Source organism: Pseudomonas sp. W4I3 (genome assembly GCF_030816195.1).
GTDB lineage: Bacteria > Pseudomonadota > Gammaproteobacteria > Pseudomonadales > Pseudomonadaceae > Aquipseudomonas.
In genome coordinates, this window is record NZ_JAUSXS010000001.1 from 4,588,964 (window position 1) to 4,614,422 (window position 25,459).

A 25,459-nucleotide genomic window follows, 5' to 3' on the forward strand; every position below is an offset into this window, starting at 1 on the left:
TGCCATGAACGCTATTTCGCACCAGACCCACGCGTTGTCGATCAACCCGGCCAACGGCGAAACCGTCGCCAGCTACGCGTATGAAAGCCCATCGCAGCTGGATGCCGCGCTCAACCGTTCCACCGCTGCCTTCCGCACCTGGCGCCGCCAACCCGTTGGCCAGCGCGCCGAATTGCTGTTGGCCCTGGCCAGCGCACTGCGCGACCAGGCCGAAGCCATGGCACAGATGATCACCCTGGAAATGGGTAAACCGATCGCCCAAGCCCGTGCCGAAATCGAAAAATGCGCCCAGCTCAGCGAGTGGTACGCAGAGCACGGCCCCGCCATGCTCGCGCCGGAGCCGACGCTGGTGGACAACGGCAGCGCGCAGATCGAATATCGCCCGCTGGGCCCGATCCTCGCCGTGATGCCGTGGAACTTCCCGGTGTGGCAAGTGCTGCGCGGCGCCGTACCGACCATGCTGGCCGGCAACACCTACGTGCTTAAACATGCGCCGAACGTGATGGGCAGCGCCTACCTGATGCAGCAGGCGTTCCAAAAGGCCGGCTTCGCTGAAGGCTTGTTCGAGGTGATCAACGTCACCACCGAGGGCGTGTCCAGCGCCATCGCCGACCCCCGCATCGCCGCCGTCACCCTCACCGGCAGCGTGCGCGCCGGGATCGCCATCGGCTCCCAGGCCGGTGCAGCCTTGAAAAAATGCGTACTGGAACTGGGCGGCTCCGATCCGTTCATCGTGCTCAACGACGCCGACCTCGACGCAGCCGTACAGGCCGCGCTGATCGGCCGCTTCCAGAACAGCGGCCAAGTCTGTGCCGCCGCCAAGCGCCTGATCATCGAAGCCGGTGTGGTCGAAGCCTTTACCGCCAAGTTCCTCGAAGCCAGCCGCAACCTGGTAATGGGCGACCCGACCTCGGCGGCCACCTACATCGGCCCCATGGCGCGTTTCGACTTGCGTGATGAACTGCATGGGCAGGTCCAGGCCACCCTCGAAGAAGGCGCGACCCTGCTCCTGGGCGGCAACAAGGTCGCTGGCGCCGGCAACTACTATGAGCCCACCGTGCTGGCTGACGTCACCGACCAGATGACTTCGTTCAAGCAGGAACTGTTCGGCCCTGTTGCGTCCATCATCACCGCCCGCGATGCCGACCATGCGGTGGCATTGGCCAACGACAGCGAGTTCGGCCTGACCGCGAGTATCTTCACCACCGACCCGGCGAAAGCGCGGGACATTGCCAACCAGTTGGAAACCGGCGGGATCTTCGTCAATGCATTCAGCGTCTCCGACCCTCGGGTGGCGTTTGGTGGCATCAAGAAAAGCGGGTTCGGACGCGAACTGTCGCACTTCGGCGTACGCGAATTCTGCAATGCGCAGACGGTGTGGTTCGACCGTAAATAAGCCAGACAAAGCGTACCGCTTACTGTAGGAGCGAGCTTGCTCGCGAAGAACCTCAGAACACGCGCAGCCCCAGGTTCTGCGCGTCATCGTTGACGTTTTTCGCGAGCAAGCTCGCTCCTACAGGGCGCCAGCTTCAACAGCGAATGTGCCGCCGCACGCACTGCACCAGCCCATCCAACGCCTGCGGTTTCACCGGTGCCAGGACGCACACCGTGTGTTCACGCTCGCCTTCGGTCACGGTGAGCGTGTAATGCACCTGGCTCGGATTGCCGGAGGGCCGGGTACTTTGCGGCAACTGGAAAAACTTCGACTCCGCGATCAGTTGCCGCAACTCCTGCTGATCCTGCTCGGGCAGGGCATCGAGCTCGACGCTGCGAGGCTGGGCCAGGCCCGGAAAGAACGCCGGGCCGCCGTTTTCCTTGATCGAGATTCGCATCGCTGTTCCTCACCGCCGTGGCGGATTGTCAGACGTTAATGCCCACTGCGTTCCAACCTTCCTTGACGGCTTTCTGCTCATCCTTGTTCGCGCCATACAGACGCCCGGCCACATCGTACGTGATGCGTGCAAAACGCAGAAACCCCGAATTCGGCCGCAATCGCGCGTCGCGCAAGGCGTCATACCAGATGCGCCCGGCACGCTCCCAGGCAAAGCCGCCGATCCGGGTCGCAACTTGATAGAACGCATGGTTGGGGATGCCGGAATTGATATGCACGCCGCCATTGTCGTCATAGGTTTGCACAAAGTCATCCATGTGCCCCGGCTGAGGGTCCTTGCCCAGCAACGTGTCGTCAAACGCGGTGCCGGGGGCCTTCATCGAGCGCAGCGCGGTGCCTTTGATTTTTTTCGTGAACAGCCCCTTGCCGATCAGCCAGTCGGCGTCTTCAGCCTTCTGCTTCAACGCATACTGCTTGATCAATGAGCCGAACACGTCCGACAGCGACTCGTTCAACGCACCGGACTGGTTGAAATACATCAGCTTGGCTTCATCCTCGGTAACCCCATGGGCCAATTCATGGCCAATCACGTCGAGCGCCACGGTGAAGCGGTTGAACAGCTGCTGGTCGCCGTCGCCAAATACCATCTGGGTCGAGTTCCAGAACGCGTTGTTGTAGTCCTTGGCCGAAGTGCACCGTGGCATCCAGGGCCATGCCGGCATCGTCGATAGAGTTGCGGTCGAATACCTGGTCGAAAAAGTCGAAGGTCGCGCCCAGGCCGTCATAGGCCTCGTCCACCGCGGCATCACCGCTGGCTGGCTGGCCTTCGCCGCGGATCAGCTTGCCCGGCAGGCTGTCGGTGTTTTCGGCACTGTAGATCGAGCGCTGTTTCACGGCACCGGCGGCCAGCGCCATGCGGGCTGGGCCCTTGGCGGGGACGGCGACCATGCGCAACGAGCGGAACGTACTGTCCTTGGCGCGCGTGCGCAGCGCGACCTCCCGTTGGGCTTTATCGCCGTGGCGCGCGATCTGGTCGAGCATGTACGGCGGGATCAGGCAGAAAATCGGGTTGCGCTGTTGGCGAACACACATAAGCTGGCTCCTTTTTGGCGTGTGGTGAACGGCCGGTTAACGGTTTCAGGATAGACCGGAGTCTGCCGCCTTGGCTAAATTGTCATGAAAACATGTTGCAGTCGTGTTTATCCCAAACCATCAGGAGTACCCCATGCCGGCACGCACCGTCAAAATCGACCTGGCCTGGCGACCAAGGCTGGCCGACCTTCGCCCCGTGATCACGCCGGGCCCCTCCTTGCTGGAAGCCAGGGCCGCAACGCCACGCGTCACCCCAGCCAAGGACCTGCAAGACCGGCGCGGTTACGCCGAGGATTTTCTTGGCAGCTTTGGCGTGCCCTGGCCCACGCTTGACCCGGCCCAGGCAGGCGACGCCCAGCCCGGGCGCCTGGACTACACGCACTTTTCCATCAGCATGTCGCGTTCCCGCCGGCTGGCCCTGTATGTGGGCGTCAACATCGACGGCGCAAAGCATGTGGACATTGTGCGCAGCAACGACAGCTGGGCCTACGATGGCCGCCTGCCCATCGACGCCCAGGTGGGAGAAGACCTGTACGTCGGCAATGGCCTTGACCGTGGTCATCTGGTGCGGCGCCAGGACCCCAACTGGGGCGACGAGGCGAACACCGCCAATGGCGACACCTTCCACTTCACCAACTGCTCGCCGCAGATGAGCGGCTTCAACCAGAAGACCTGGCTGGAACTGGAGGACTACATTCTCGACAACACCCAGCGCTGGAAAGCCCGCGCCAGCGTATTTACCGGCCCGGTGTTCGCCGACGACGACCGCCTGTACCGTGGCGTGAAAATCCCCAAGGCGTTCTGGAAAGTCGTGGCCTACCTCAGCGACGACGGCAAACCCTCGGCCAGCGCCTACATGATCGACCAGAGCCGCGAACTGGGCCAACTGGACCTGGTGTTCGGCCCGCTCAGGACCTACCAGCGCAGCGTGATTCAGATCGAACGGTTGACCGGCATCCGCTTCGGCAACCTGGCCGACTACGACGGCTTCAGCAACGAAGAGCGCGCCACGGGAACGCGCATCGAAGCGCTGATCCGCGGGCCTGGGGATATCCGCCTGTGACCGGCGTCACTTCAACCTCCCTCTCCGGGGCCGAATCAACTACCATAGCGCCGCCGGTTCCCACATGGGACTAATAGGGAATTCGAAACGCCGCCCGCGACGTCAATCGAAACTGCCCCCGCAACTGTAGATGCCGAGCCTGCTCCCCACTGCCACTGGACGTTGTCCGGGAAGGCCGGAGCATGGCGACGACGCATCAGTCAGGAGACCTGCCGGCCCAGTGACTGACTAACCGGCGGGGTGTCCGGGAAGGCCATCCTTGCCCTGCCCGGCCGGCAGCGTTCGTGGGTGTATTTCCGTACCGTACCGCCCCTGCTTCACCTACGGTTCAAACGGAGATTGCCCCATGCTGCCACGCGTTACGGCCCTGATCATCGGCCTGGGTTGCTGTGCCCTGGCACACGCGGCGCCTACCCACTACCCGCTGACGCTGGAAAACTGCGGCAGCCACGTCACTTTTGCGCAAGCGCCCGCGCGCAGCGTGACCATCGGCCAGGCCGCCACCGAGATGCTGTATGCGTTGGGCGTTGGCGATAAAGTGGTCGGCACCTCGCTGTGGTTCAACGATGTGTTGCCACAGTACAAGGCGCAGAACGACAGCATCGAGCGCCTGGCCAATAACGAGCCGAGCTTCGAGGCGGTGATCGCCAAGCGCCCGCAACTGGTGGCCGCCGAGCTGGAATGGGTGGTCGGCCCCCAAGGCGTGGTGGGCACCCGCGAGCAGTTTCATGAGCTGAACATCCCCACCTACCTGCTACCTTCGGACTGCGAAGCCAAGGACAATCGGGTGGGCGCTGACGGCACGCGGCTGGAAGCGTTCCGTATCGAGACGATCTACAAGAGCCTCAGCCAACTGGCCGAGATCTTCGACGTGCAAGCTCGCGGCCAACAGCTTACCGACGAACTCAAGGCGCGCCTGGCCAAGTCCATTGCCACCGTGCAGCGCAAAGGTTTGAAGCAGGCCAGCGCGCTGGTGTGGTTTTCCAGCGCCGAGATGGCCAGTGATCCATACGTGGCGGGCCACAAAGGCGTTCCCGAATTCATGCTGCAAACCCTGGGCCTGCGCAACGTGGTGCAGTCCGATGAAGAATGGCCCGCCGTTGGCTGGGAAACCATCGCCAAGGCCAACCCCACCTTTCTGGTGATTGCGCGCATGGACCGTCGCCGCTATCCCGCCGACGACCATGAAAAGAAACTGGCCTTCCTGCGCAGCGACCCGGTGACCCGCAACATGGACGCGGTAAAAAACAACCGCATCATCATCCTTGACGCCTTGGCGCTACAGGCCAGCCTGCGTACCTTCGACGGCCTTGAACAACTGTCTGCCGCCATCGACGGCTACGACCTGCCGCAATGATACGGACCCTGCTCGCCCTCACGCTGCTGCTGATCGCTCTGCTCGCCGGAGTGGCCATCGGCGAAACCGCCATCTCGCCGCAGGTGGTGCTCCAGGTGCTCGCCAACAAACTCTGGGCGGCCGGCTACGTGCTTGACCCCATCGATGAAGGCGTGGTGTGGAACTATCGCCTGACCCGCGCCCTGGTGGCCGGCGCCTGTGGTGCGGGCCTGGCGACGTGTGGGGTAATCCTGCAGTCGTTATTGCGTAATCCGTTGGCCGATCCGTACCTGTTGGGCATCAGCGCCGGCGCTTCGACCGGTGCGGTGCTGATTGCATTGATCGGCGTGGGCGGCGGTTTGATTTCGTTGTCGGCCGGCGCATTCGTCGGCGCCATGGCCGCGTTTGCGCTGGTGATTCTGTTGGCGCGGGCCAGCGGCTCGTCCAGCGGCACCGGGCAGATTATCCTCGCTGGCATCGCCGGCTCGCAGCTGTTCAATGCGCTCACCGCGTTCCTGATTACCAAATCCGCCAGCTCCGAACAGGCGCGCGGCATCATGTTCTGGCTGTTGGGAAACCTCAGCGGCGTGCGCTGGCCGGCGGTGTGGCTGGCGGTGCCGGTGGCGTTGGCGGGGCTGGTGGTGTGCCTGTGGCACCGGCGCGCGCTGGATGCGTTTACCTTCGGCACCGATTCAGCGGCCTCCGTTGGTATCCCGGTGCGGCGCGTGCAGTTTGTGCTGGTGGGCTGCGCGGCGGTGGTGACGGCGGTGATGGTGTCGATTGTCGGCTCCATTGGCTTTGTCGGGCTGGTGATTCCCCATGCCGCACGCCTGATACTCGGCACCGGGCACTCGCGTTTGCTGCCCGCCAGCGCCCTGGGCGGCGCGTTGTTTCTGATCGCCGCCGATGTGCTGTCGCGCACCCTGATCAAAGGCCAGGTGATTCCGGTGGGTGTGGTCACCGCACTCGTCGGCGCCCCGGTGTTTGCGCTGATCCTGATCGGCCGGAGAAATGCGCGATGAGTGTATTGAGTTGCAGCGGGTTGGGCTTCAGGGTGCGTGAGGCTGAGCTGTTACGCGACATTAACCTGCAGGTCGAGTCGGGTGAAACCCTGGGCATCGTCGGTCCAAACGGGTCGGGCAAGTCGACCCTGCTCAAGTTGCTCGCGGGGTTGCGTACACCGGCCAACGGCGAGGTACGCCTGGGCGACCAGCGTTTAGGCGACTTGTCCCGTCGCGCCATTGCGCGGCAAGTGGCCGTGGTGGAGCAACAGGCCGATACCGACGACGCCATCCGCGTGTTCGATGCCGTTGCCCTGGGCCGCACGCCGTGGCTGTCGGCACTGAGCCCCTGGTCGCAGGAACATGACGCCATCGTGCGCCAGGCCCTGCACGACGTGGACGCCACCCACCTGAGCCATCGCGCCTGGCGCAGCCTCTCCGGCGGCGAACGCCAGCGCGTGCATATCGCCCGCGCGCTGGCGCAGCGGCCACAGATTCTGCTGCTGGACGAGCCGACCAACCACTTGGACATCCAGCACCAACTGACCATTCTCAAAGGCGTGCAGGCGCTACCGGTCACCACCTTGATAGCCTTGCACGATCTCAACCAGGCGCTGACCTGTGATCGCCTGGCCGTGCTCGACCGTGGGCGGTTGGTGGCGCTGGGCACGCCGCTGCAGGTACTGACGCCGCAGCGGCTACAGGAAACATTCGGGGTGCAGGGCCATTACCTGACAGATCCGTTTGACGGTGCGAAAATTCTGCGGCTGCGCTCCAACTGACGCCCGGAGCAGATCTACAGAACCCGATGCATGTGCGTGGTCTGCCACACCGGATCCGCCTCGACATCCACCACGTCGAAGCCCTGCCTGCGCCAGAAATCAATCGCCCCGGGCAGAAACGGGTGGGTGTGCAGGTAAACCACCTCCACGCCATCGGCCCGCGCCAGCGCCTCCAGCGAACGGTATAACTCACCCGCCAGGCCGAAGCGACGCCATGCGGGGAGTACGTACAGGCGCACCACTTCCACCGTCTTGAGCCCTTGGTAATCCAACTGAGGGAAACGCCCGTCATACGGCAGATAACCGATGGCGGCAACGATCTGCCCATCGGCCTGGGCAGTCAGAAATCGCCCACCTCCGTGGAGGTATACCGCCTCGAAGCGCGCCAGATCGTCCGGCAAGGCGGCATTGCTGAGCATGGGAAAAAGCTCGGCACGCGCCCGCATCACAAATTCCAGAACATCGGGGATAGCAGCAGCGCTGACCGCCTCAATGGTGGGCCTCTCGTGCATAAAACCTCAATAAGACTGAAGCTTCTCGGGATGCAGGGCAACGGAAACCTTGCCCGTTATCCACTGGCGGCTATAAGCCAGAACCCGATCGGCCATCGCCACCGGAAAGTGAATAAAACCATGGGCCGTTTCAGGCAACAGATGCGCCTCTACGTCTGCCCAGCGCTCGGCGATCAGCAGCGTGTCGTCTCTGAGCGGGTCCAACTCACCCACGAACATCAGCGCCGGCGGCATGCCGGAGAAGTCCCCATACAAGGGTGATAACGGCGGCTGGCGACGCTCTTCGTCGGTGATTCCCGGCGTGAGCAAGCGCAGCGCCGTTACCATGCCCGGGCCATCGAGCAACAGCGTCTGCGGGCCGGCCGTGCGTACGCTCGGCGTACCGGTCAGGTCGTAAACGCCGTAGTACAACACGGCGCCACTGACGCGCTTGAGCAGCTGCGGCCACTGCTTGAGCGCCAGCAACGTCGCCGCCGCCAGGTGCCCACCGGCCGACTCGCCGACAACAATCACCGGCAAATCGGCAAACTCGGCGCAGTCTTCCAAGAGCCAGCGCGCAGCAGCCAGGCAGTCTTCCAGCAGCCCTTCCACTGGCGTGCTGACGGCCAGCCGATAGTCCACCGACACCACCGCAACGTCGCAGGCGCGCACCATGCCCAGGTTGAGGTCGTCATTCATCTGCGCGTTGCCGATCACCCAGCCGCCGCCGTGGATATCCAACACCACGCCTTTGGGCGCACCGGCCGGCCGCATGATGCGTACCGGTACGGAGCCAACGAGGTAGCGCTCCACCACCGGCGCCTTCTTGAAGCTTTGCCGGGTGCGCAGCAGCGCCTGGATCACCCGCGGCGTGAAGCGGTTGCGCACCTTGAAACGCGGCATCCACGCCAGCGTTTGATTGAAGCGACGCATCTGCGCCAGCTCGGGCTCGCTGGCGGGCCAGTGTTGGTAGGCCATCAGCGGTTGTTACGCAGGATCGAGAAGTTCAACGCCGCCGCCACGCACAGCCAGGCCAGGTACGGGAACAGGATCAAGCCGGTAATCAGGTCCAGACGCACCGCCAGCACCACCATCGCCGCCACGGTCAGCCACAGCAGCACAATGATCACCATCCCCGCGAACAAGCGATGCGCGCCGAAGAACACCGGCGTCCACAGCGTATTCAACGCAATCTGCGCCGCCCACAGCGCCAACACCATTTCACTGCCGGGGATCAGGCTCAAGCGATAACCGGCCCAGGCCAGCAGCAGATAAATGATCGTCCACGCCACTGGGAACAACCAGTTGGGCGGAGTGAAGCTGGGCTTGACCAGGGATTCATACCAGGCGCCGGGTTTGAAGATCACACCGGTACTGGCGGCGGCGGCGCAGGCGAGCAGGAAAATGAAGAAGGTCATGATCGGTCCTTGAGGTCGAGTGGGTGGAAAGCAACGCTATGCTTTCAATGACTCAAACTAGCGCAGATAAATTCAATGTGCGCCGCAAAAATGACAGGCAGGCCGTTTCGTCCTCACGTCATGAAGCCAAAACCACTGCGGCGCCCACAGGAGGTTGGCTGTGTCAGCGGGATCCTGGTTTTTCAGGGCCATCGAGGCGAGCACAGTTCTGACGCGCAACACCGCTCAAATGTGGGAGCTGTCGAGCCCCGGCGAGGCTGCGATGGCGGCGGCACAGTCAACCTCTTCATCGCCTGACACTCCGCTTTCGCAGCCTCGCTAAAGCTCGACAGCTCCCACAGGGGATCGGCGGTGTTAAGGAGATCTTGGTTTACAGCGCCATCGAGACGAGCACAGTTCTGACCCGCAACACCGCTCGAATGTGGGAGCTGTCGAGCCCCGGCGAGGCTGCGATGGCGGCGGCACAGTCAACCTCTTCATCGCCTGACACTCCGCTTTCGCAGCCTCGCTAAAGCTCGACAGCTCCCACAGGGGATCGGCGGTGTTAAGGAGATCTTGGTTTACAGCGCCATCGAGACGAGCACAGTTCTGACCCGCAACACCGCTCGAATGTGGGAGCTGTCGAGCCCCGGCGAGGCTGCGAAGGCGGCAGCACAGTCAACCTCTTCATCGCCAGACACACCGCTTTCGCAGCCTCGCTAAAGCTCGACAGCTCCCACAGGGGATCGGCGGTGTTAAGGAGATCTTGGTTTACAGCGCCATCGAGACGAGCACAGTTCTGACCCGCAACGCCGCTCGAATGTGGGAGCTGTCGAGCCCCGGCGAGGCTGCGATGGCGGCGGCACAGTCAACCTCTTCATCGCCAGACACACCGCTTTCGCAGCCTCGCTAAAGCTCGACAGCTCCTACAGGGTACCGGCGGTGTCAGCGGGATCTCGGTTTGCAGGGCCATCGTGACAGGCGCAGTTCTAGACAGCGCTCGGCGGGTTATTCGGCTGGCCCCGGTGGCACGATCCTGAGCCAAGGCCAGCGCGCCTGATAACTTCGGGCCTTGTGCAAAAACAGCTCTGGCTCTGCATGCACGGGGTTAATGCGCAGCACGCCCTGCTCCACGTCCGCCAGCCCATACGGCGCATACACCTCCCCCGTGGCAATGTCCAAGGCGATGCACGTGCCCGCCACCAGGTAACGGTCCACCCCTTGCCTGGCCGAATGCAACTGAGGGTATGGCCGGCCAAATCGCTGCCCATACCAGAGGTGAACCCGCGCCTGATTTCTGACCTCCACGTTGACGCCCAGGTCCTGGAACAACTGCTCGGCTTTACGGATCACCGCATCCTCAGCCTCGTAGGACAGGTCCTGATCAAAGTAAAAAACGTCATAGTCCTTCACCCCCTCGTCCACCGGGCGATTCGCCTGATGGTTCCACACCGCCTGAAACAAACAGCCCGCCGTGAGCAGGCACTGCTGCACCCCGAGCGACGGCAAGCGTGCGGTAATCTCAGCGTTGACGGGGTTGGTCATGGCCAGCTGGAGTAATGTGTCGACGGTCAATGTCATGAAGATTCCTGGGGGATCTGTTCTACGCGCCTCGACTCTACCGCAGATCAGCCGCACCCACGACTCCAGTATGATGGGTGCCTGCACTCACAAAAACCGGAGCCCCAGATGCCGCTGACCCAACGCGACAGCGCCCGCCTCGACCGCCAATTGATCGCTACCCTTACTGAAGCCTGCGAAACCGCCAAGGCCGAAATTCCAGGCTTCGACTGGCTGACCCACACCGTCGACTACAGCGCCTTCCCCCAAAGCCTGCGCGTGACCTGGGTGTTCGACACCCGCGCCAACAAGGCACTCGCCCTCGCCACCGGTGCCGACCAACGCATGCGCGAGCTGACCGCCACGGCTTTGCATGCCGCCGATGTTCCAGCCGTGGCGATGGAGCGTTGCGTGCAGTTTGACTCCGAAGAAGAGTGCCGCGTGCAACAGGGGGGTGACTGGCGTGCGAGGCTGGCGCGTCGATAACCCAAATGCTCGAGACGACTGAAACCGATTCGAATGGCTAGTGATTGAATCGAATGATTCGGCGATGACTCCAGGCCAGAGGCGGTCATTCATGAGATACAGATCGCACCAGGCTCGCGCGCATGGCGGTTGCGCTGATTTCACTTTGACGTTTCTTGTTCGAGGGGCTTGGTCATCGAGCCCGTCCTTGCTCGAGCCACCGGCGCATGCTCGGCCATCAACTCTATCACCCAGTCAATAAAGACCCGCACCTTGGCGCTGACATGGCGATTGGGCGGGAATGCCAGGTACATGGGCATTGGCGTCATGTGCCAGTCCTCAAACAGCGGCAGCAACTCGCCGCTGAGCAGGTGCGGTTTGGCCATGTACTGCGGTAGCCAAAGCATGCCCAGACCCGCCAGGCCGGCGGCGAGGTACGCATTGCCGTCGTCGACCGTCAGTTGCGGGCGGCCCTGGGTCTCGATGCGTTCCTCACCACGCTGCATCGCGTAGGGCAAGGATTTGCCCGTACGAAACCAGAGGAAGCCCACCGTGCTGTGCCCGCCCTCCTCGATTTCATGGGGGTGCGCTGGCGTACCGGAGCGCTGCAGATAACTGGGCGCGGCATACATGCCGATGTTCAGATCGCCCACATGCCTTGCCACCAGGGACTGATCGATGATTTCGCCGCCACGCACCACGCAGTCGATGTTTTCGCCAATGATGTCGACAATCCGATCGCTCACGCCCAGGGTCAGCTGAATTTCCGGATAGCGTGCAAAGAAGCCCGGCAAGGCGGGTATCAGCAGCATGCGCGCAAACGGGCTCGGCACATCTACCCGCAGGCGCCCGCGCGGTGTCATCGACGCGCTGGACAGGCTGGTCTCGGCGTCGTCCATATCGACCAGTAACCGGATGACGCGCTCGTAGTAGGCCGCGCCATCGGCGGTGACGTTGACCTTGCGTGTGGTGCGGTTGAGCAAGCGCACGCGCAGCCCTCGCTTCCAGTTGCTGAACGAGCTGCGTCACGGTGGTCTTGCTCATGTGCAGGGTGGCTGCCGCCTTGGTGAAGCTGCCGGTTTCCACAACTCGGGCAAAGGCCTGCATTGCATCGAAACGGTCCATTTCACGCCTCACTGGGGTCTGGATAGTTTGGATTCTACAAACAGTCATGACCAGTGTTGCGCGTTTATTCAGGTGGCTCGTCTTTTTACACTGACTCCATCATAAACAGCGGGCCGCGTTGGCCCCGAAGGAGGTATGCAATGACCGGTAAACGTGACGTCGTGTTCCCCCCTGACCGCCATGCACTGTACGAGCTCCACCGCTACTCGCCGGCGATTCGCTCCAACGGTTTTCTGTTCGTCTCCGGTCAGGTCGGCAGCCGCAAGGATGGTTCGGCCGAGCCGGACCTCGCGGTACAGGTTCGCCTGGCCTTCGCCAACCTCAACGCGATCCTGGCCGAGGCTGGCAGCAGTTTCGAAGATGTGGTCGACACGACCATCTTCATGGTCGACCCCGCCTCGACATTCGAAACGATCTGGGAAGTCGTGGCCGAGTACTGGGGCGAAGCGCCCTACCCGACGGCGACCGCGATCGGCGTGACCTGGCTGTCCGGCTTCGACTTCGAGATCAAGGTGATTGCCAAATTACCCCATTAAACTCGGCGCAGCCGTTCTCCGGCCGTGAAAGGGAACCCTCTCGTTTTCAGGCGCTTTGAAGTAATGGGTATGAGGAAAATACTGACATCCCGCAAATGACAGTAGCGTCAGAAAACAGAGGGTCAGGCGAGCCCGGAAACCTCGCCTGGTTCGGGGTATTGGCACCGATGGTGACCGCATGGACGGAGGCGGTTATCTGGATGGGTATGCGTTCTTAGAAAGCAGGCCCTGCATAAGGTATTCTGCGCTGCATCAACCTCGCCCCCAGCCTACCGGCCCCTGAAGCGGTATTGAGCCGGCGCCTATGGATCTCTACATGCTAATCGGCCACCGCTTCGAACACCTCGCCAACGGCGATCTGCACATCCACTCACGCAACCTCGTGCAAAGCGCATTTTTGCTGCTGACCGGCGCAATCACCTTGATCCTGCCGGTGGCCTGCGTCGGTTTCTGGCTTACCGAATGGCAAGCGCAGCTGGCTGATCTGAATCCCTTGTCGACCCTTCTGTTAGTACTCACGCTGCTGCTGATGCCTGCCTTGGGCCTGTCACTGATGGTGTACATGGGCTCGCGCGAGTCGTTGTGCTTGTCACGCGTCGGCGGGAAAGGCGAGCGCCGCACACAGAACTTTTTCGGGCGCCGAGAGCGTGTGAAGTCGGTATTCAACCTCGATAACCCGCGTGCCCTGGAACTGCGTCGCCGCGAGCAGGCCGAGCCCAACTACACCCAGCTGTGGCTGGCAACGCGCGATGGCGGCGAGCACCGGTTGACCACCGATAACGTCCCGGTGGTGCCGGGCAGCAAACGCACCGACCTTTGGCTACGGACACTGGCCGACTACCTCGACGTGGCCGTGCCTGGCGAGGTCGTCATTGAATCGGCGGTCGGTAAGCCGGCACCCTATCGGCCGGCGCCAACGCCGGCGAAGATCGCCAGGCAGCGCAAAGCCAAAGGCCCCGTGCCTGCGGCTGAGTCGACCGAACAACTCGGCATTCCCGCGCGCGCCCTGCTCGCGCTGATAGGCACTTTCCTCGCAGTGCTGGAGCTGAATCAGGTCGTCGCACTGGTGCCGGCGGTGATCAGCGGGCGGTTGCGGATCAGCGGTTTCAGATCGGGATACACGACGTTCTACTGGGCCGAACAACCGGTCGCTTTTTCATTCAATGTGTTTTTGGGTGTGATCGAGGTGCTGATTATCGGGTTTATCGCCTGGCAGTGCCTGCGCACGGCGGTTCTGGGGCGGATGAAAGCCGATCCTTGAAAACGCGACAGATGGAACTGGTGACTGGCGCGTGGAGAGCCAGACGCAAAGAAACTCAAGCTGAAGGAAAATTCCCCACCGCCCTTTTTGCTTTTTGATCAGATAGTTGCCAAGCGATACAGCGCTTGAACATGGGACGTCGCTAGCCCAAAACGCTGCAAATTACGGCGACTTTGCGAGCTGGCGAGCGCAGTTGCAGCGATCACAACACTGCCATGTTTTTTCGCTTGCGCTATTCGATGACCGATCAGGGCTGCGTGATAGCCCAAACCTCGCGCACTTTTTTGTGTAGCCGCCGTCCCAAGGTAGGCAATTCCATTGCTGGCCAGGTACATCAGCGCTCCAGCAACAATCTGCCCATCCACTTCAAGCACGTAGATTTTAAGACGGTCATTTGACATCAGTCCCGCGAACGAAGCCTGGCTCATCTGACGATGCTCTGGTTTGGTATGAAACCCACTCGCATGAACGGATGCGAACTCAGGAAGCGTGTGTGAGGTGGCCTCTTCGATTTCGAATGAGTGTTGGTTCAAGATGACGTCATCGATAGAGCACGCAAGTTGCAGATGTGTCCACCCCCTCAGGCGCTCCAATCGCTCGCCGCCCACATGAGCGTGCTGCCCCAGCGTCGAGGCCGTTCCGATTAGAGGTGTTACGGTCGAATACGCTGCCGACTTCTTGAGTAAGCTCAGCAGTACCTCAGGACTTTCGGCACTGTCGCCGTAGATGCGATTGAGCATCGGGCTAGGTGAGGCCTTCACTTGAAAGCATGGAAAAGCCTCGTTGAAAAACACACGAGCACCAAAAGGGTTTCCACTTACCTGAGACAAGCTCTCAACTCGAGCACACAAATACTCGCTTTCTGCAGCCTCGATCGCTTTGGCCATCTCAATATCCACGTGCAGAGTCCTTTTCGCGTGATCATCAGGAGGTAGCGGTAAATCATAGAGACACGTCACTGACTAATGACGTAAATAACTGCCCTCTCCCGATAAGCCGCTATCGGCACCATGGCGCGTTAAAACCTACATCCCAGTGCATCGCATCCAACTACCGAGCGGGGCCAATCGGCGCAACGCTCTGTCGAACATAATAATTGTCGAATTCGCTGCTCTCGACGAATTGGAAGCCATGGCGAGTATAAAAGCGATTCGAAGCGCTTTCTTTGAGAGCACCCACTTTAACAGGGAGTGCAGCCGCATCCGCCGTTTTGAAAATCTGCATAAGAACAGCAGCGCCTATTCCCAATCCTTGCGCGCTGGGTCTCACATATAAGTGGTCGAGCAACAGTTCATTGTGGTGATGCTTGAGCACAACAAACCCAACCCTCTCTCCCGACACCTCGATGTGGTGTGTGCTGTGGGCTTCAAAACCGCTAAGAAACCGCTCGCGTGCGCGCACTGGATCAAATCGCCCAACACGCTCCAGGCTTTCGCGCATCGCCTCAATTCGAATGGCTACGAGATTGTCCAGGTCGCTCTGTTGGGCTCGGGCCAAAACAACCGGGAAATTTTGAGTGGGCGTAACGGGCATATTTTTGGGCTCGAACTACCGTCCTGGGCGGCCAGTATAGAGCTGCTGCAAAGCGAAAACGACGCACAGTGGTCATGCCACTGACGTCGCGATGCTGGTCCGTTGCATGTGACCACGGCTAAGCGACATACCCCACTGAGTCAGTTGTTTATTCAGCGCTGCTCAAGAAACAGCTGAAGGCTGTTGTGACCATCAACGATCAGTTGTCGAATGAGCGCTTGATAGTGTTCGCCAGTATTCAGGTTTTGCAGGTCGAAGCCTGCAGACCACTTGATGAACGTCTTGGATTGTCCTGTCAGAGATTCCAACTTCACGGTGGCAACATAGTTGTCCAAGGGCAATGGGGCCTCCTCGAAACAGTAGGAAAGCATTGTGTTGCGGTCATCGACCGCCAGCAGGCGCTCCCTGACAACTGCGCCATCGACCAGTTTGAGCTGGCGGATGCAGCCAACCATTCCATCAGGCTGATTGTCCTCAATACTGCTTTGGACAATTGATGGATGCCATTTATGAATCTCGCCAAATTTCTTCAATACGCTCCAGGCATGTCCTGTATCGCTGTCCAAGACAGCGGAAAACTCAACGACAGGCATTTTGTAGTCCCTTCAAATTGTCTATTTGTGAAAACATCCAGGCCCTCCTCAAATGCACCGTTCGAAGGGAAATGACGTGCAATCGGCGAACACTCACCCTTCGAACTGGTGATAAACCTTGGCGATGATCTTCCAGCCACCGTCAATTTTGATCAGGGTCAGGTAATCGTTGTAGTCGGCGCCGATGGCATCCTTCTCCATATCGACACGCACCACAGCTGTCGTGGGGGTGATAGCCAGCACGTCGAGTCGGGTGGTGATTTCGGGGGCATCACCGTTCTTTTCAACGAAATCAAACAGGTTCTTGATCGGGCCACCGAGCAGTTCGCCATTTGTAAACCCGTACATCACGGCATCTTTATGGAAGGCTTGGGCGACGTTTTCTGCGCTACCTGCACGTAGTCCTTCAACGTACTGATTCGCGGTGGCGATGACAGCGGTGTATTCGGACGTGGGTACTGCTTTGATGTTCTTTGACACGAGTCTCTCCTTTGGGCGAGGGCGAGGTACAACGCACCTCGCCAATGCAGTGGCGCGATTAAACGCTTGTATGCGTGTGGTAGATTTTGCTGACAATCGTCCAGGCGCCATCCACTTTCAGAAGGTTGAAGAAGTCGGTGAAGCGAAACCCTGAAATATTGTCGGTATCAACGCGAGCACTGGCTGCAGTGCCCACGATGTCTATGCGAACGATAGCGGCGGTGGCTTCGGGGGACGGACGAAAAGAGCTGTCGATAACGTCGTACAGGTTTTGGATCGCGCCGCCGACAAGATTGCCTCCATCGAGGCCAAAAATAGTCGCCTGTTCATTAAAGGCAGGCTTCATCAATGCGCTATCAGCTTTGGCGCCACCTTCGTTGTACTTGTTCAAAACGGCAATGATTGCGTTGTATTCCTGAACGTAAGTTGGGTTGCTCATGATCTACTCCTAATGAATGATTCCAATGACCTCACCAATCCTGACGAGTCGGTGAAATGATCAAATCGTTTACGGTGACGTTTTGGGGCTGGTTGAGCGCGTAAATCACCGCGCGGGCTATATCGTCAGGCGCAATGGCAATCCGGTTGAGTTCCTGAGCAGCCTTGCACCCTTCAGGATCGCTGACCTTGTCCGCCCAGCCGGTATTTATGACGCCGGGACTGACAGTGTTCACGCGGATGCCATGCTGTACGCCCAACTCCTTGCGCATGGATTCGGTCATGGCCTGCACGAAGAACTTGGTAGCGCTGTAAACCCCTGCCGAGGGCCCAACTTGGTGACCTGCAACAGAGTCCATATTGAGAATCTGCCCGGACTTCTGCTCCAACATGAACGGAAGTACCGCAGCAGTAGCGTTGAGGTAACCCTTGATGTTTACATCGATCATCTTTTCCCAATCCTGCACGGCCAGATCGACCCAATTGGAAAACAGCATCAAACCGGCGTTATTGACCAGAATGTCCACGGCGCCATAAGTGTCTTGCGCAAACTTGGCCAGCGCCCTGGTTTGATCCAGCTGGGTAACATCCGTGGTGTAGGCGACCACGTCACTGCCGGACTTTCGCAGTTCTGCAACAAACGCTTCCAACCCTTGCTGATCAAGCGCTGCAGCTACCACGCGAACCCCCTGCGCGGCGAGCGCGCGAGTGGTGGCGGCGCCGATGCCCGAAGATGCGCCTGTCACGATGGCAACTTTGTTTTGCAGGTAGTTCATGCTCAGAATCCTTCGTACTGTGAATGCTTTCGCGACGCAGCCGCGCCGACGCAGGGAGAACGACTCAATAGTGGGCGGTTGGCCAATCGGTATAACCCTTGGCGCCTCCGCCGTAGTAACTCTCACGTGGTGCAATGGTAAGTTCGGCGCCACGACGCAGACGCTCTACAAGGTCCGGGTTGGAAATGAACAAGCGGCCAAAGGCAACTGCATCGATTTTCCCTTGTGCGCGGCGCTCAATAGCCATCTCCAGGTCGTAGTTGTTATTACCGATGAAAGCCCCTTCAAACTGAGCACTCAGTGCGTCCAGATCGACACCTTCAGGAACCGTGCGGGAGGTTGCGGTGGCGCCTTCAACAAAGTGCAGGTAGGCCAGGTTGAATCGGTTGAGCTGCTGGATCAGGTAGCCGTAGGTAGCCATAACGTTGCTGTCAGGCGGCGTATTGCCTGCATCCGGTGTCACCGGTGATAAACGAATACCCACTCGGCCACTGCCCCAGATCGCGGCCACAGCTTGGGTGACTTCAAGGGTCAGCCGCGTTCTGTTCTCGATGGATCCGCCATACTGGTCGGATCGGTGATTGGTTGAATCACGCAGAAACTGGTCGAGCAGATAGCTGTTTGCAGAGTGGACTTCCACTCCATCAAAACCCGCTCGCTTGGCATTTTCAGCCGCATGCGTGTATTGCTCGATAATTCCCGGGATCTCTGAGGTCTCAAGCGCCCGAGGCATGGACACTTCCACCATGCCATTGTTGGTGTAGGTGGTACCTTCAGCCTTGATTGCAGAGGGTGCTACGGGGGCCTCGCCGTTTGGCTGTAACTCGACGCTGGAGAAGCGACCCACGTGCCAAAGCTGGCTGATAATTTTGCCGCCTGCCGCATGTACCGCGTCAGTGACTTTTTTCCAGCCTGCGACTTGTTCTTCTGACCAGATCCCCGGCGTCATTGCGTAACCGCGCCCTTGCGCCGAAATGTTCGTGGCTTCCGCAATGATCAAGCCTGCGCTTGCACGCTGGGCGTAATAGGTGGCGTGCAGTTCGTTCGGAACGCCATCATCGGCCATCCGGCTACGTGTCACCGGAGCCATGACAATACGATTTGCCAACTGGATGGCGCCCATCTGCGTCGGCGAAAAAAGATCGGTGTTAAGACTGTTATCAATCATGTTCAACCCTTAAATATTAGACCGGTCGTCTATAAAAATACTTAAAAAAAACGCCCTACCCCAGAAGGCGTTTACTTGTGATCAGTGCGGTTTCAAACGGAGCCGTAGTCTTCTTGACCTTGACCAACAGGGAAGCGCCAAGCCAAAGCTGGTAGAGCGACTCGGCCAAGGTCGCCGCGTTCTGCCCAGCCAGAATCGAACCATCCGCCATGCCCTGCTCAACACATCGCATGATGCGCTGGATGATCAGCGCGGTGCCTTCTTCCAGCACTGTGCGCATGTCCTCGGACAAGTCGCAGACTTCGGCACCCAGTTTCACCACCAGGCATTTCTCATCGGGATGATCGAATGCCTGGGTCTTGGCCCAATAATTCAGGTAGGCCAAGAGCCGCTCGGCGCCAGTGCCTTCTGCCGCCATCACGATGTCGACGCGACCGATGTATTCCTGAAAGTATTCTTCGAGCAGCGCCTGGCCGAATTCTTCCTTCGAGCGAAAATAGTGATAAAACGACCCTTTGGGCACGCCGGCGGTTGTCAGGACTTCCGACAAACCAACGGCGGTGTAGCCCTTGTTGGTCATCAGTGACTTAGCCACATCAATGATGTGCTGTCGCATATCTTGCATAGGTTTCTTCATAGGGAAGGCACTCTACACAAAACTAGACCGGTCGTCTAGAAAATCCGCTTTATCCCGCTCACCTGATCCTTGCAGGCTCCAGAGCTTCCCTTTCCCATTTGGCGATAACCAATGGCGCTACGGCATTACCCAGCACGTTTAGCGTGGTGGTTCCGCTGTCAATAATCCTGAAAATTCCAGCGATAAGTGCGACCCCTTCCAATGGAAGGCCAGCAGACGCCAATGTCGCGGACAGGATAATGATGGCAAAACCAGGCACTCCAGCAGCCCCTTTAGAGGTCAACACCATCGTGACCACAAGCAGGATCTGCTGAGAAAGGGACAAATCAATACCGTAGAGCTGAGCCACGAAAATGGTCGCCACGCCGAGGAAAATCGATGCACCATCAAGATTGAACGCATAGCCCACCGGCACCACAAAACTGACGATCCGACGTGGCGCACCGTAGCTCTCCAGTTTGCTCATAAGCTGCGGCATGACGGCTGCAGAGGCCGCGCTGGAAAACGCCAGAATCAGCTCGTTCCGAAAGTATTTGATCAGCTTGAATATATTCTCGCCGATCAGATAGCAGACCCCGCCGAGCACCACCAAGGCGAAAACAATCAGTGCCAGGTAAACCACACCGATCAGCTTGAGCAATGGCAACAGCGAAGCAAAACCAAACGTCGCAACCGTGGCGCCAATCATGCCGAACACACCTATTGGTGCATAAGCCATGACAATGGAAACCACTTTGAACATCGCGTCGGAAAGGCCCTGCACTACCGCGACTACCGGGGCACTCTTCTCGCGGGGCAGTGAGTTGAGCGCCATGCCCAATAATACGGCGAAGAACAACACCGAGAGTAATTTCGCTTCCGACATCGCCACGAACACGTTGTCCGGGACAATGTTCTGCACAACGACCAAGGCCCCCTTTGATGGCTCCATCGTTAGCGACGCCGCGCTATGAGTAATACCGGAAATATCGGTACCGTTGCCCGGCTCGAAGAGGTTGGCGAAACACAGCCCCAGTACAATGGCCAGACCCGTAATCGCGAAGAAGTAACTCAGCGATCTAATGCCCATGCGACCGAACGATTTGTTATCGCCACCACCGGCAATACCCAAAATCATGCAGCAGAACACAATCGGTACCACCACCATCTTCATCATCTTGATAAAGATATCGCCCAGCGGTTTCAGAATTTCCGCGCTGACCCACGCTTGATAGTGAGGATGCGTATTGAAATACCAACCGACGAGCACGCCAAGCAATAGCCCGGCAACGATTTGCCACACCAAGGGAATACGTTTCATGTCTAGCCTTCTTGTTGGAATGAAAGGTCTGCGTTTATTGGCAGTTGCTAGAGTCATGAGCTTCCAGCTCACTTGAGATCAAATGGCACAACACGGTTGTGCCATGGGTACTGCGGTTATTTGGCAAAGAGTTGGCTCATATCCTTGAAGGCCTTGAACTCGAGTGCGTTGCCGCAAGGGTCAAACAGGAACATCGTGGCCTGTTCGCCGACCTGGCCTTTAAAGCGTATATAAGGTTCGATCACAAACTCGGTGCCAAATGACTTCAGGCGTTCCGCCAGCGCTTCCCACTCTGCCCAGCCGAGAATGATGCCGAAGTGCGGAACAGGCACGTCATGCCCGTCGACCGGATTACTGTGCACACTTTCCTGAGACGCGGTTTTCGGGTGTTCGTGAATGACCAGTTGATGACCGTAAAAGTTAAAGTCGACCCATTGGTTGCTGGAACGACCCTCTTCCAGACCAAACACTTTTCCGTAAAAAGTGCGTGCGGCGGCGAGGTCGTAAACAGGGATTGCGAGATGGAAAGGTGAGAGGCTCATGAGAACTCCAAAGACTTTATTGTTGTGGTGGGCGTCGGGTGGCGTCATATCGCTCACCCTGGTATCGCATGACGTCCGCGTTTCACGACATTGGCATTCGTGCAGCACCAGTTGCCGGGAATGGGTCCATCGTAGTCCGGGTTTTCCAGCAAAAAAATCAATATAATTTTCTTAGAAACACAATTATTATTTGTGAATGATCAAAGAACTCAAAACACTTGTCGCCGTAGCGCGGGAAGGCACCTTCGCAGCGGCGGGGAACAAGATCGGCCTTACCCAGGCGGCGGTGAGCGCTCAGATTCAGCGCTTGGAGGCCGAGCTCGGTTTTGAAATATTCGACAGAAAAGGTCGCTCGGCCAGCCTCAATAGAATGGGCCACCAGATACTCCTGCAAGCGCAGGAGCTGCTCAGGCTCTACGACAGTCTGGGTTCCACTACAGTTGGACTTCCCGCCAGCGTCCTGGTGAATATCGGCGCTATTGCTTCCGTTCAGCGATCCTTTTTACCTGACGCGCTAGCCAAGTTTCATCAACAGTGCCCGCAATGCCGGACCCGTGTGATCCCAGGGCTTTCCATGGAGTTGGTCAACATGGTGGATGCGGGAGAAATCGATATGGCGGCGATCATTCGCCCGCCGTTTTCGCTGCAAAGCGATCTGCGTTGGACGACTTTGGCGCTGGAGCCCTACCGTCTGGTTATCCCGCGCGAGGTGCCTGGGGAGGATTGGTCAAAGCTGCTTTCCAACCAACCGTTCATTCGATACGACCGATCATCCTTCGGAGGCAGGCAGGTCGACCGATTCCTGCGGCACATGCATTTCACCCTGCGTGAAGTGTGCGAACTGGATGAACTGGAAGCGATTATCAAGCTGGTTGCAAACGGTGTGGGTGTCGCTTTAGTGCCGCAGACAGCAACTCATGAAGAGTGGCCAGCCGGTGTGCGGGTTCTTGATCTGGGACAGCACACCTTTCACCGTGACATTGGGCTTGTCCATCGAGCCCGGCAAAGCTTCACGGAACCGGTGCGGGTATTGGCTCAGCTGATTACTGAGCAGGTTTCATCAAGTTCGAAATAAAACCAGAAAAAAGATCCGTTGCTGTCGAGCCGCCGTTTCGACTCGCCTCTCAACCCCGGCGCTTGACGACCCGTCGATGGCAGTCGGCCGGGGCCAACACCTTGCCCGCCTTGGAACGCACGGCGATGGTCTCTACCGGCTCCGACAATTCACTGTCGAGCAGCACCGAGTAGCTCTCCCCTTTGTTGAACAAGTAGCGCTCCCCCCACTGGCGCATGCTGACGACGATGGGAAACACCGCGCGCCCACTGTCAGTCAGCACATATTCTTTGTAGGCACTGCCGTCGGATGCCGGCTGGATGTCGAAAATGCCCAACTCGACGAGCAGTTTGAGCTTGACCGTGAGGATGTTCTTGGCGAGACCAAGACGTTTCTGAAATTCACTGAAGCGGCGAACGTCATCGAACGCGTCGCGGATGATCATCAATACCCAGCGATCGCCGATTGCTTCGAGCGTGCGGGCGACCGGGCATTCGCTCTGCGCCAGTAAGTGCTGTCTGGCCATGGGTCTCCTGGAAGCGAGTCAGTAGGAAGTGGGAAAACGTTCTAACGTCAGACGAAAACGCTTTGCAAATGTGGTTGCATTTAACAACTTCGTTTGTTAAAAATCAACAAACTGGTTTTTATTCAAAACCACAAATCCCAAGGATGGAGTGATGCCGTTCAAGTCTCATGCCCCGGTAAAGATGGACATCGAAGCTGAAAAATCCAGCGGTGGGCACCCGCAAGCTCCGCAACCCCGGGACACCTCCACCCTCAGTCGCTATCAGACTTTTCTTTTTGCCATTACCTGCGCCATGTCGGTCGCAAACGTCTACTTCGCCCAACCTTTGCTGGAATCGATGGCTGCCAGCCTGTCGGTTTCGCCGGGGACGATTGGTGTTGTAGTCACCGCGACACAAGCCGGTTACGCCGTCGGGTTGTTGTTCATCGTTCCGCTGGGTGATGTGCTCAATCGCAAGAAACTTATCCTTACGCAAATGCTGCTGTCGGCGCTGGCCCTGTGCGCCGTTGGCCTTTCGCAGGATTGGGGCATGTTGCTCGGCGCGATGGTGCTGGTGGGCCTGATGGCGGTCGTGGTGCAAGTGGTGGTTGCCTACGCCGCTTCGCTGGCGAGTCCCGAGCAGCGTGGCGAAACCGTCGGCACCGTGACCAGTGGCGTGGTGCTGGGCATTCTGCTGGCCCGTTTCGTCTCCGGCGCAGTGGCTGATTTGGCCGGTTGGCGCGGCGTTTATTTTGTCTCGGCGGCCCTGATGATCGGCATGGCGCTGGTGCTGATGCGCACCCTGCCTGCCCCCAGCACGCCACCGGCGAACGGTGGCTACTGGCAATTGTTGCGCTCGGTGTTCCAGTTATACCTGACCGAACGCACATTGCGTGTGCGGGGCACCTTCGCCCTGCTGATCTTCGCCGCGTTCAGCGTGTTGTGGACCTCGATGGTGCTGCCGCTCAGCGCGCCACCGTTGTCGCTGTCACACACCCAGATTGGTGTGTTCGGACTCGCCGGTGTAGCCGGTGCCCTGGCAGCGGCACGCGCCGGACGGCTCGCCGACCAAGGGCTCGGCAATCGCACCACGGGCGTCGCGTTGGCACTGTTGACCGTGTCCTGGCTGCCTACGGCGTTCGTTGAACATTCATTGTTCGCCATGGTAGTGGGTGTGGTGTTACTGGACTTCGCCGTGCAAGCCGTCCATGTCACCAATCAGAGCCTGATCTTCGCCGCACGCCCCGATGCCCAAAGCCGACTGGTGGGCGCCTACATGTGCTTCTACTCGGTGGGCAGTGGCCTGGGTGCAATAGCCGCAACGTTTACTTATGCACACTTTGGCTGGGTTGCCGTTTGTGTATTGGGTGCGGCCATCAGCGCAGTCGCCCTGTTGTACTGGATTTACCTGGAGTTGACCCGCAAATAACTTTCCAACGTCAATCAAACTTCCTGCGTCCGCAAGTAATGGACGGCTCGACTTCTATGGCGTGACACCGACCTTCTTTATCAAGGCAGATAATCCATGAAACCACTGCACGTAATATTGGCTGTACTGATAACGGCAATCTGGGGTGTGAATTTCTCGGTGATCAAACTGGGTCTGGCGACCGTCGACCCGTTTATCCTGGCGGGTATCCGCTTCAGTCTCTGTGCGTTACCGGCGATGTTCTTCATCCGTAAACCCGACGTGCCGTGGCGCTACATCATCGGCTATGGCCTGGTGTTCGGCATCGGTCTGTGGGGCGTGGTCAATCTGGGGATCAAGGCCGGGCTGTCGGCGGGCATCGCGTCGCTGGTGCTGCAGTTCAGCGCGTTCTTCACCCTCCTGCTCGGCAGTTGGGTGTTCAAGGAAGCGCTGACCCGCTTTCAGGTGCTGGGCATGTTGATCGCCCTCGCGGGGCTGTTGTGCATCATCACGATCAGTGACGGTTCGGTGAGCCTGACCGGCGTGTCGCTGGTGCTGGTGGGCGCAGCGTCCTGGAGCGTTGCCAACATCATCAGCAAGAAGGCGAGCACCAGGGATGTCTTCGGCTTTCTGGTGTGGTCCAGCGCGTTCGCACCGATTCCGTTGTTCGCCCTCGACTACGCGGTAAACGGCAGCGCCGGCTACACGGCGTTTGTCAGTCAGGTGAACACGACTACCGTGTTGTCGATCCTGTTCCAGGTCTATCCCAACACGCTGTTCGCCTACTGGGTCTGGAACTCGCTGCTCAAAACCTATCCGGTCTCCACAGTGGCGCCGCTGTCTCTGCTGGTGCCGATCTTCGGCATGCTCGGCTCGGTCGTGGTGTTCAACGAAAGTGTGCCGGTGAGCAAGGTACTGGCGGTGGTGCTGATCGTACTTGGCCTGGCCGTCGGCCTCTATGGTCAGCGCATTTTCAACGCTGTTTTCGCGCGCCCTGCGCGTACCTCAATATGAATCGCCTCGATAACTCATACGACAACCCGAAGATTTGCCGCTTGGCCGGCTTTCGAGCGCCTGCCCCTTAA

At 59.2% G+C, this 25,459-nt stretch carries 27 protein-coding genes, 2 pseudogenes and 1 riboswitch; of the genes and pseudogenes, 11 read left to right on the forward strand and 18 right to left on the reverse strand.

The window, feature by feature from the left end; translation table 11 throughout:
- Positions 1–4: 4 nt before the first annotated feature.
- Positions 5–1,396, forward strand: a complete 1,392-nt coding sequence (locus QF045_RS20825) for an aldehyde dehydrogenase family protein (protein WP_306493811.1) — start codon at positions 5–7, stop codon at positions 1,394–1,396.
- Positions 1,397–1,529: 133 nt separating this feature from the next.
- Here QF045_RS20825 and QF045_RS20830 read toward each other — a convergent pair whose 3' ends face one another.
- On the reverse strand, positions 1,530–1,832 hold the full coding sequence (locus QF045_RS20830) for a protealysin inhibitor emfourin (RefSeq protein ID WP_306493812.1): 303 nt from the start codon (positions 1,830–1,832) through the stop codon (positions 1,530–1,532).
- Between the two features lie 28 nt (positions 1,833–1,860).
- Positions 1,861–2,923: pseudogene (locus tag QF045_RS20835) on the reverse strand (M4 family metallopeptidase).
- 133 nt (positions 2,924–3,056) lie between these two features.
- Between QF045_RS20835 and QF045_RS20840 the strand changes: the two are divergent.
- From QF045_RS20840 to QF045_RS20855, 4 genes are all read left to right on the forward strand, one after another.
- Positions 3,057–3,986 carry a DNA/RNA non-specific endonuclease gene (locus QF045_RS20840; RefSeq protein WP_306493813.1) on the forward strand — a complete coding sequence of 310 codons (930 nt, stop codon included), beginning with the start codon at positions 3,057–3,059 and terminating at the stop codon, positions 3,984–3,986.
- A 37-nt stretch (positions 3,987–4,023) separates the two neighbouring features.
- Positions 4,024–4,218: riboswitch (cobalamin riboswitch) on the forward strand.
- Positions 4,219–4,332: 114 nt separating this feature from the next.
- Positions 4,333–5,343, forward strand: a complete 1,011-nt coding sequence (locus QF045_RS20845; RefSeq protein ID WP_306493814.1) for an ABC transporter substrate-binding protein — start codon at positions 4,333–4,335, stop codon at positions 5,341–5,343.
- A complete protein-coding gene (locus tag QF045_RS20850; RefSeq protein WP_306493815.1) occupies positions 5,340–6,344 on the forward strand; it encodes an iron ABC transporter permease in 1,005 nt (334 codons plus the stop codon). The genes QF045_RS20845 and QF045_RS20850 overlap by 4 nt, the downstream gene beginning before the upstream one ends.
- Positions 6,341–7,105, forward strand: a complete 765-nt coding sequence (locus QF045_RS20855; RefSeq protein ID WP_306493816.1) for an ABC transporter ATP-binding protein — start codon at positions 6,341–6,343, stop codon at positions 7,103–7,105. The genes QF045_RS20850 and QF045_RS20855 overlap by 4 nt, the downstream gene beginning before the upstream one ends.
- 14 nt (positions 7,106–7,119) lie before the next feature.
- On the opposite strand, the gene QF045_RS20860 is transcribed toward QF045_RS20855, so the two are convergent.
- The 4 genes from QF045_RS20860 to QF045_RS20875 form a co-directional block, all read right to left on the reverse strand.
- On the reverse strand, positions 7,120–7,617 hold the full coding sequence (locus QF045_RS20860) for a GNAT family N-acetyltransferase (RefSeq protein WP_306493817.1): 498 nt from the start codon (positions 7,615–7,617) through the stop codon (positions 7,120–7,122).
- Positions 7,618–7,623: 6 nt separating this feature from the next.
- On the reverse strand, positions 7,624–8,574 hold the full coding sequence (locus tag QF045_RS20865; RefSeq protein ID WP_306493818.1) for an alpha/beta hydrolase: 951 nt from the start codon (positions 8,572–8,574) through the stop codon (positions 7,624–7,626).
- Positions 8,574–9,014: a TspO/MBR family protein gene (locus QF045_RS20870; protein WP_306493819.1), complete on the reverse strand. Its 441-nt coding sequence runs from the start codon at positions 9,012–9,014 to the stop codon at positions 8,574–8,576. The genes QF045_RS20865 and QF045_RS20870 overlap by 1 nt, the downstream gene beginning before the upstream one ends.
- A gap of 987 nt (positions 9,015–10,001) precedes the next feature.
- Positions 10,002–10,574, reverse strand: coding sequence for a nucleotidyltransferase family protein (locus QF045_RS20875; RefSeq protein ID WP_306493820.1), 573 nt, complete (start codon positions 10,572–10,574; stop codon positions 10,002–10,004).
- A gap of 108 nt (positions 10,575–10,682) precedes the next feature.
- Between QF045_RS20875 and QF045_RS20880 the strand changes: the two genes are divergently transcribed.
- Positions 10,683–11,039 carry a hypothetical protein gene (locus tag QF045_RS20880; protein WP_306493821.1) on the forward strand — a complete coding sequence of 119 codons (357 nt, stop codon included), beginning with the start codon at positions 10,683–10,685 and terminating at the stop codon, positions 11,037–11,039.
- A 140-nt stretch (positions 11,040–11,179) separates the two neighbouring features.
- Here the strand turns inward: QF045_RS20880 and QF045_RS20885 are convergent.
- A pseudogene (locus QF045_RS20885) lies at positions 11,180–12,143 on the reverse strand (LysR substrate-binding domain-containing protein).
- A gap of 140 nt (positions 12,144–12,283) precedes the next feature.
- On the opposite strand from QF045_RS20885, the gene QF045_RS20890 reads away from it, so the two are divergent.
- Positions 12,284–12,679 carry a RidA family protein gene (locus tag QF045_RS20890; RefSeq protein WP_306493822.1) on the forward strand — a complete coding sequence of 132 codons (396 nt, stop codon included), beginning with the start codon at positions 12,284–12,286 and terminating at the stop codon, positions 12,677–12,679.
- A gap of 316 nt (positions 12,680–12,995) precedes the next feature.
- Positions 12,996–13,940, forward strand: a complete 945-nt coding sequence (locus QF045_RS20895; protein WP_306493823.1) for a hypothetical protein — start codon at positions 12,996–12,998, stop codon at positions 13,938–13,940.
- Between the two features lie 98 nt (positions 13,941–14,038).
- Here the strand turns inward: QF045_RS20895 and QF045_RS20900 are convergent, their stop codons facing one another.
- The 10 genes from QF045_RS20900 to QF045_RS20945 all read right to left on the reverse strand — a co-directional run bounded on the left by QF045_RS20900 (position 14,039) and on the right by QF045_RS20945 (position 21,407).
- Complete coding sequence (locus tag QF045_RS20900; RefSeq protein WP_306493824.1) at positions 14,039–14,839, reverse strand: GNAT family N-acetyltransferase; 801 nt, start codon at positions 14,837–14,839, stop codon at positions 14,039–14,041.
- A 151-nt stretch (positions 14,840–14,990) separates the two neighbouring features.
- Positions 14,991–15,473 (reverse strand): GNAT family N-acetyltransferase, encoded by a 483-nt coding sequence (locus QF045_RS20905; RefSeq protein WP_306493825.1) that lies wholly within the window; start codon positions 15,471–15,473, stop codon positions 14,991–14,993.
- Between the two features lie 152 nt (positions 15,474–15,625).
- Positions 15,626–16,066, reverse strand: a complete 441-nt coding sequence (locus QF045_RS20910; protein ID WP_306493826.1) for an SRPBCC family protein — start codon at positions 16,064–16,066, stop codon at positions 15,626–15,628.
- 93 nt (positions 16,067–16,159) lie between these two features.
- A complete protein-coding gene (locus QF045_RS20915; RefSeq protein WP_306493827.1) occupies positions 16,160–16,546 on the reverse strand; it encodes a nuclear transport factor 2 family protein in 387 nt (128 codons plus the stop codon).
- A 58-nt stretch (positions 16,547–16,604) separates the two neighbouring features.
- Positions 16,605–16,985, reverse strand: a complete 381-nt coding sequence (locus QF045_RS20920) for a nuclear transport factor 2 family protein (RefSeq protein ID WP_306493828.1) — start codon at positions 16,983–16,985, stop codon at positions 16,605–16,607.
- Between the two features lie 31 nt (positions 16,986–17,016).
- A complete protein-coding gene (locus QF045_RS20925) occupies positions 17,017–17,760 on the reverse strand; it encodes an SDR family oxidoreductase (RefSeq protein ID WP_306493829.1) in 744 nt (247 codons plus the stop codon).
- A 64-nt stretch (positions 17,761–17,824) separates the two neighbouring features.
- On the reverse strand, positions 17,825–18,928 hold the full coding sequence (locus QF045_RS20930) for an alkene reductase (RefSeq protein ID WP_306493830.1): 1,104 nt from the start codon (positions 18,926–18,928) through the stop codon (positions 17,825–17,827).
- 55 nt (positions 18,929–18,983) lie between these two features.
- Entirely contained in the window at positions 18,984–19,565 is a 582-nt protein-coding gene (locus tag QF045_RS20935) for a TetR/AcrR family transcriptional regulator (RefSeq protein WP_306493831.1), read from the reverse strand.
- Positions 19,566–19,623: 58 nt separating this feature from the next.
- Entirely contained in the window at positions 19,624–20,865 is a 1,242-nt protein-coding gene (locus QF045_RS20940) for a cation:dicarboxylate symporter family transporter (RefSeq protein WP_306493832.1), read from the reverse strand.
- 116 nt (positions 20,866–20,981) lie between these two features.
- Complete coding sequence (locus tag QF045_RS20945) at positions 20,982–21,407, reverse strand: VOC family protein (protein ID WP_306494932.1); 426 nt, start codon at positions 21,405–21,407, stop codon at positions 20,982–20,984.
- A 196-nt stretch (positions 21,408–21,603) separates the two neighbouring features.
- Here QF045_RS20945 and QF045_RS20950 point away from each other — a divergent pair, with 196 nt between their 5' ends.
- Positions 21,604–22,482: a LysR substrate-binding domain-containing protein gene (locus QF045_RS20950; protein ID WP_306493833.1), complete on the forward strand. Its 879-nt coding sequence runs from the start codon at positions 21,604–21,606 to the stop codon at positions 22,480–22,482.
- Positions 22,483–22,531: 49 nt separating this feature from the next.
- On the opposite strand, the gene QF045_RS20955 is transcribed toward QF045_RS20950, so the two are convergent.
- The gene (locus QF045_RS20955; protein ID WP_306493834.1) at positions 22,532–22,987 is read right to left on the reverse strand and encodes a helix-turn-helix domain-containing protein; all 456 of its coding nucleotides are present in this window, start codon (positions 22,985–22,987) and stop codon (positions 22,532–22,534) included.
- Between the two features lie 151 nt (positions 22,988–23,138).
- Here QF045_RS20955 and QF045_RS20960 point away from each other — a divergent pair, with 151 nt between their 5' ends.
- Together QF045_RS20960 and QF045_RS20965 are read left to right on the forward strand one after the other, a co-directional pair.
- The gene (locus tag QF045_RS20960) at positions 23,139–24,395 is read left to right on the forward strand and encodes an MFS transporter (protein WP_306493835.1); all 1,257 of its coding nucleotides are present in this window, start codon (positions 23,139–23,141) and stop codon (positions 24,393–24,395) included.
- A 96-nt stretch (positions 24,396–24,491) separates the two neighbouring features.
- A complete protein-coding gene (locus QF045_RS20965) occupies positions 24,492–25,388 on the forward strand; it encodes an EamA family transporter (RefSeq protein WP_306493836.1) in 897 nt (298 codons plus the stop codon).
- Positions 25,389–25,459: the final 71 nt, after the last annotated feature.

Coding starts and splice junctions, on each gene's coding strand:
- QF045_RS20825 (WP_306493811.1), top strand. CDS start 5: ATGAACGCTATTTCGCACCAGACCCACGCGTTGTCGATCAACCCGGCC.
- QF045_RS20830 (WP_306493812.1), bottom strand. CDS start 1,832: ATGCGAATCTCGATCAAGGAAAACGGCGGCCCGGCGTTCTTTCCGGGC.
- QF045_RS20840 (WP_306493813.1), top strand. CDS start 3,057: ATGCCGGCACGCACCGTCAAAATCGACCTGGCCTGGCGACCAAGGCTG.
- QF045_RS20845 (WP_306493814.1), top strand. CDS start 4,333: ATGCTGCCACGCGTTACGGCCCTGATCATCGGCCTGGGTTGCTGTGCC.
- QF045_RS20850 (WP_306493815.1), top strand. CDS start 5,340: ATGATACGGACCCTGCTCGCCCTCACGCTGCTGCTGATCGCTCTGCTC.
- QF045_RS20855 (WP_306493816.1), top strand. CDS start 6,341: ATGAGTGTATTGAGTTGCAGCGGGTTGGGCTTCAGGGTGCGTGAGGCT.
- QF045_RS20860 (WP_306493817.1), bottom strand. CDS start 7,617: ATGCACGAGAGGCCCACCATTGAGGCGGTCAGCGCTGCTGCTATCCCC.
- QF045_RS20865 (WP_306493818.1), bottom strand. CDS start 8,574: ATGGCCTACCAACACTGGCCCGCCAGCGAGCCCGAGCTGGCGCAGATG.
- QF045_RS20870 (WP_306493819.1), bottom strand. CDS start 9,014: ATGACCTTCTTCATTTTCCTGCTCGCCTGCGCCGCCGCCGCCAGTACC.
- QF045_RS20875 (WP_306493820.1), bottom strand. CDS start 10,574: ATGACATTGACCGTCGACACATTACTCCAGCTGGCCATGACCAACCCC.
- QF045_RS20880 (WP_306493821.1), top strand. CDS start 10,683: ATGCCGCTGACCCAACGCGACAGCGCCCGCCTCGACCGCCAATTGATC.
- QF045_RS20890 (WP_306493822.1), top strand. CDS start 12,284: ATGACCGGTAAACGTGACGTCGTGTTCCCCCCTGACCGCCATGCACTG.
- QF045_RS20895 (WP_306493823.1), top strand. CDS start 12,996: ATGCTAATCGGCCACCGCTTCGAACACCTCGCCAACGGCGATCTGCAC.
- QF045_RS20905 (WP_306493825.1), bottom strand. CDS start 15,473: ATGCCCGTTACGCCCACTCAAAATTTCCCGGTTGTTTTGGCCCGAGCC.
- QF045_RS20910 (WP_306493826.1), bottom strand. CDS start 16,066: ATGCCTGTCGTTGAGTTTTCCGCTGTCTTGGACAGCGATACAGGACAT.
- QF045_RS20920 (WP_306493828.1), bottom strand. CDS start 16,985: ATGAGCAACCCAACTTACGTTCAGGAATACAACGCAATCATTGCCGTT.
- QF045_RS20925 (WP_306493829.1), bottom strand. CDS start 17,760: ATGAACTACCTGCAAAACAAAGTTGCCATCGTGACAGGCGCATCTTCG.
- QF045_RS20930 (WP_306493830.1), bottom strand. CDS start 18,928: ATGATTGATAACAGTCTTAACACCGATCTTTTTTCGCCGACGCAGATG.
- QF045_RS20935 (WP_306493831.1), bottom strand. CDS start 19,565: ATGAAGAAACCTATGCAAGATATGCGACAGCACATCATTGATGTGGCT.
- QF045_RS20940 (WP_306493832.1), bottom strand. CDS start 20,865: ATGAAACGTATTCCCTTGGTGTGGCAAATCGTTGCCGGGCTATTGCTT.
- QF045_RS20945 (WP_306494932.1), bottom strand. CDS start 21,407: ATGAGCCTCTCACCTTTCCATCTCGCAATCCCTGTTTACGACCTCGCC.
- QF045_RS20950 (WP_306493833.1), top strand. CDS start 21,604: ATGATCAAAGAACTCAAAACACTTGTCGCCGTAGCGCGGGAAGGCACC.
- QF045_RS20955 (WP_306493834.1), bottom strand. CDS start 22,987: ATGGCCAGACAGCACTTACTGGCGCAGAGCGAATGCCCGGTCGCCCGC.
- QF045_RS20960 (WP_306493835.1), top strand. CDS start 23,139: ATGCCGTTCAAGTCTCATGCCCCGGTAAAGATGGACATCGAAGCTGAA.
- QF045_RS20965 (WP_306493836.1), top strand. CDS start 24,492: ATGAAACCACTGCACGTAATATTGGCTGTACTGATAACGGCAATCTGG.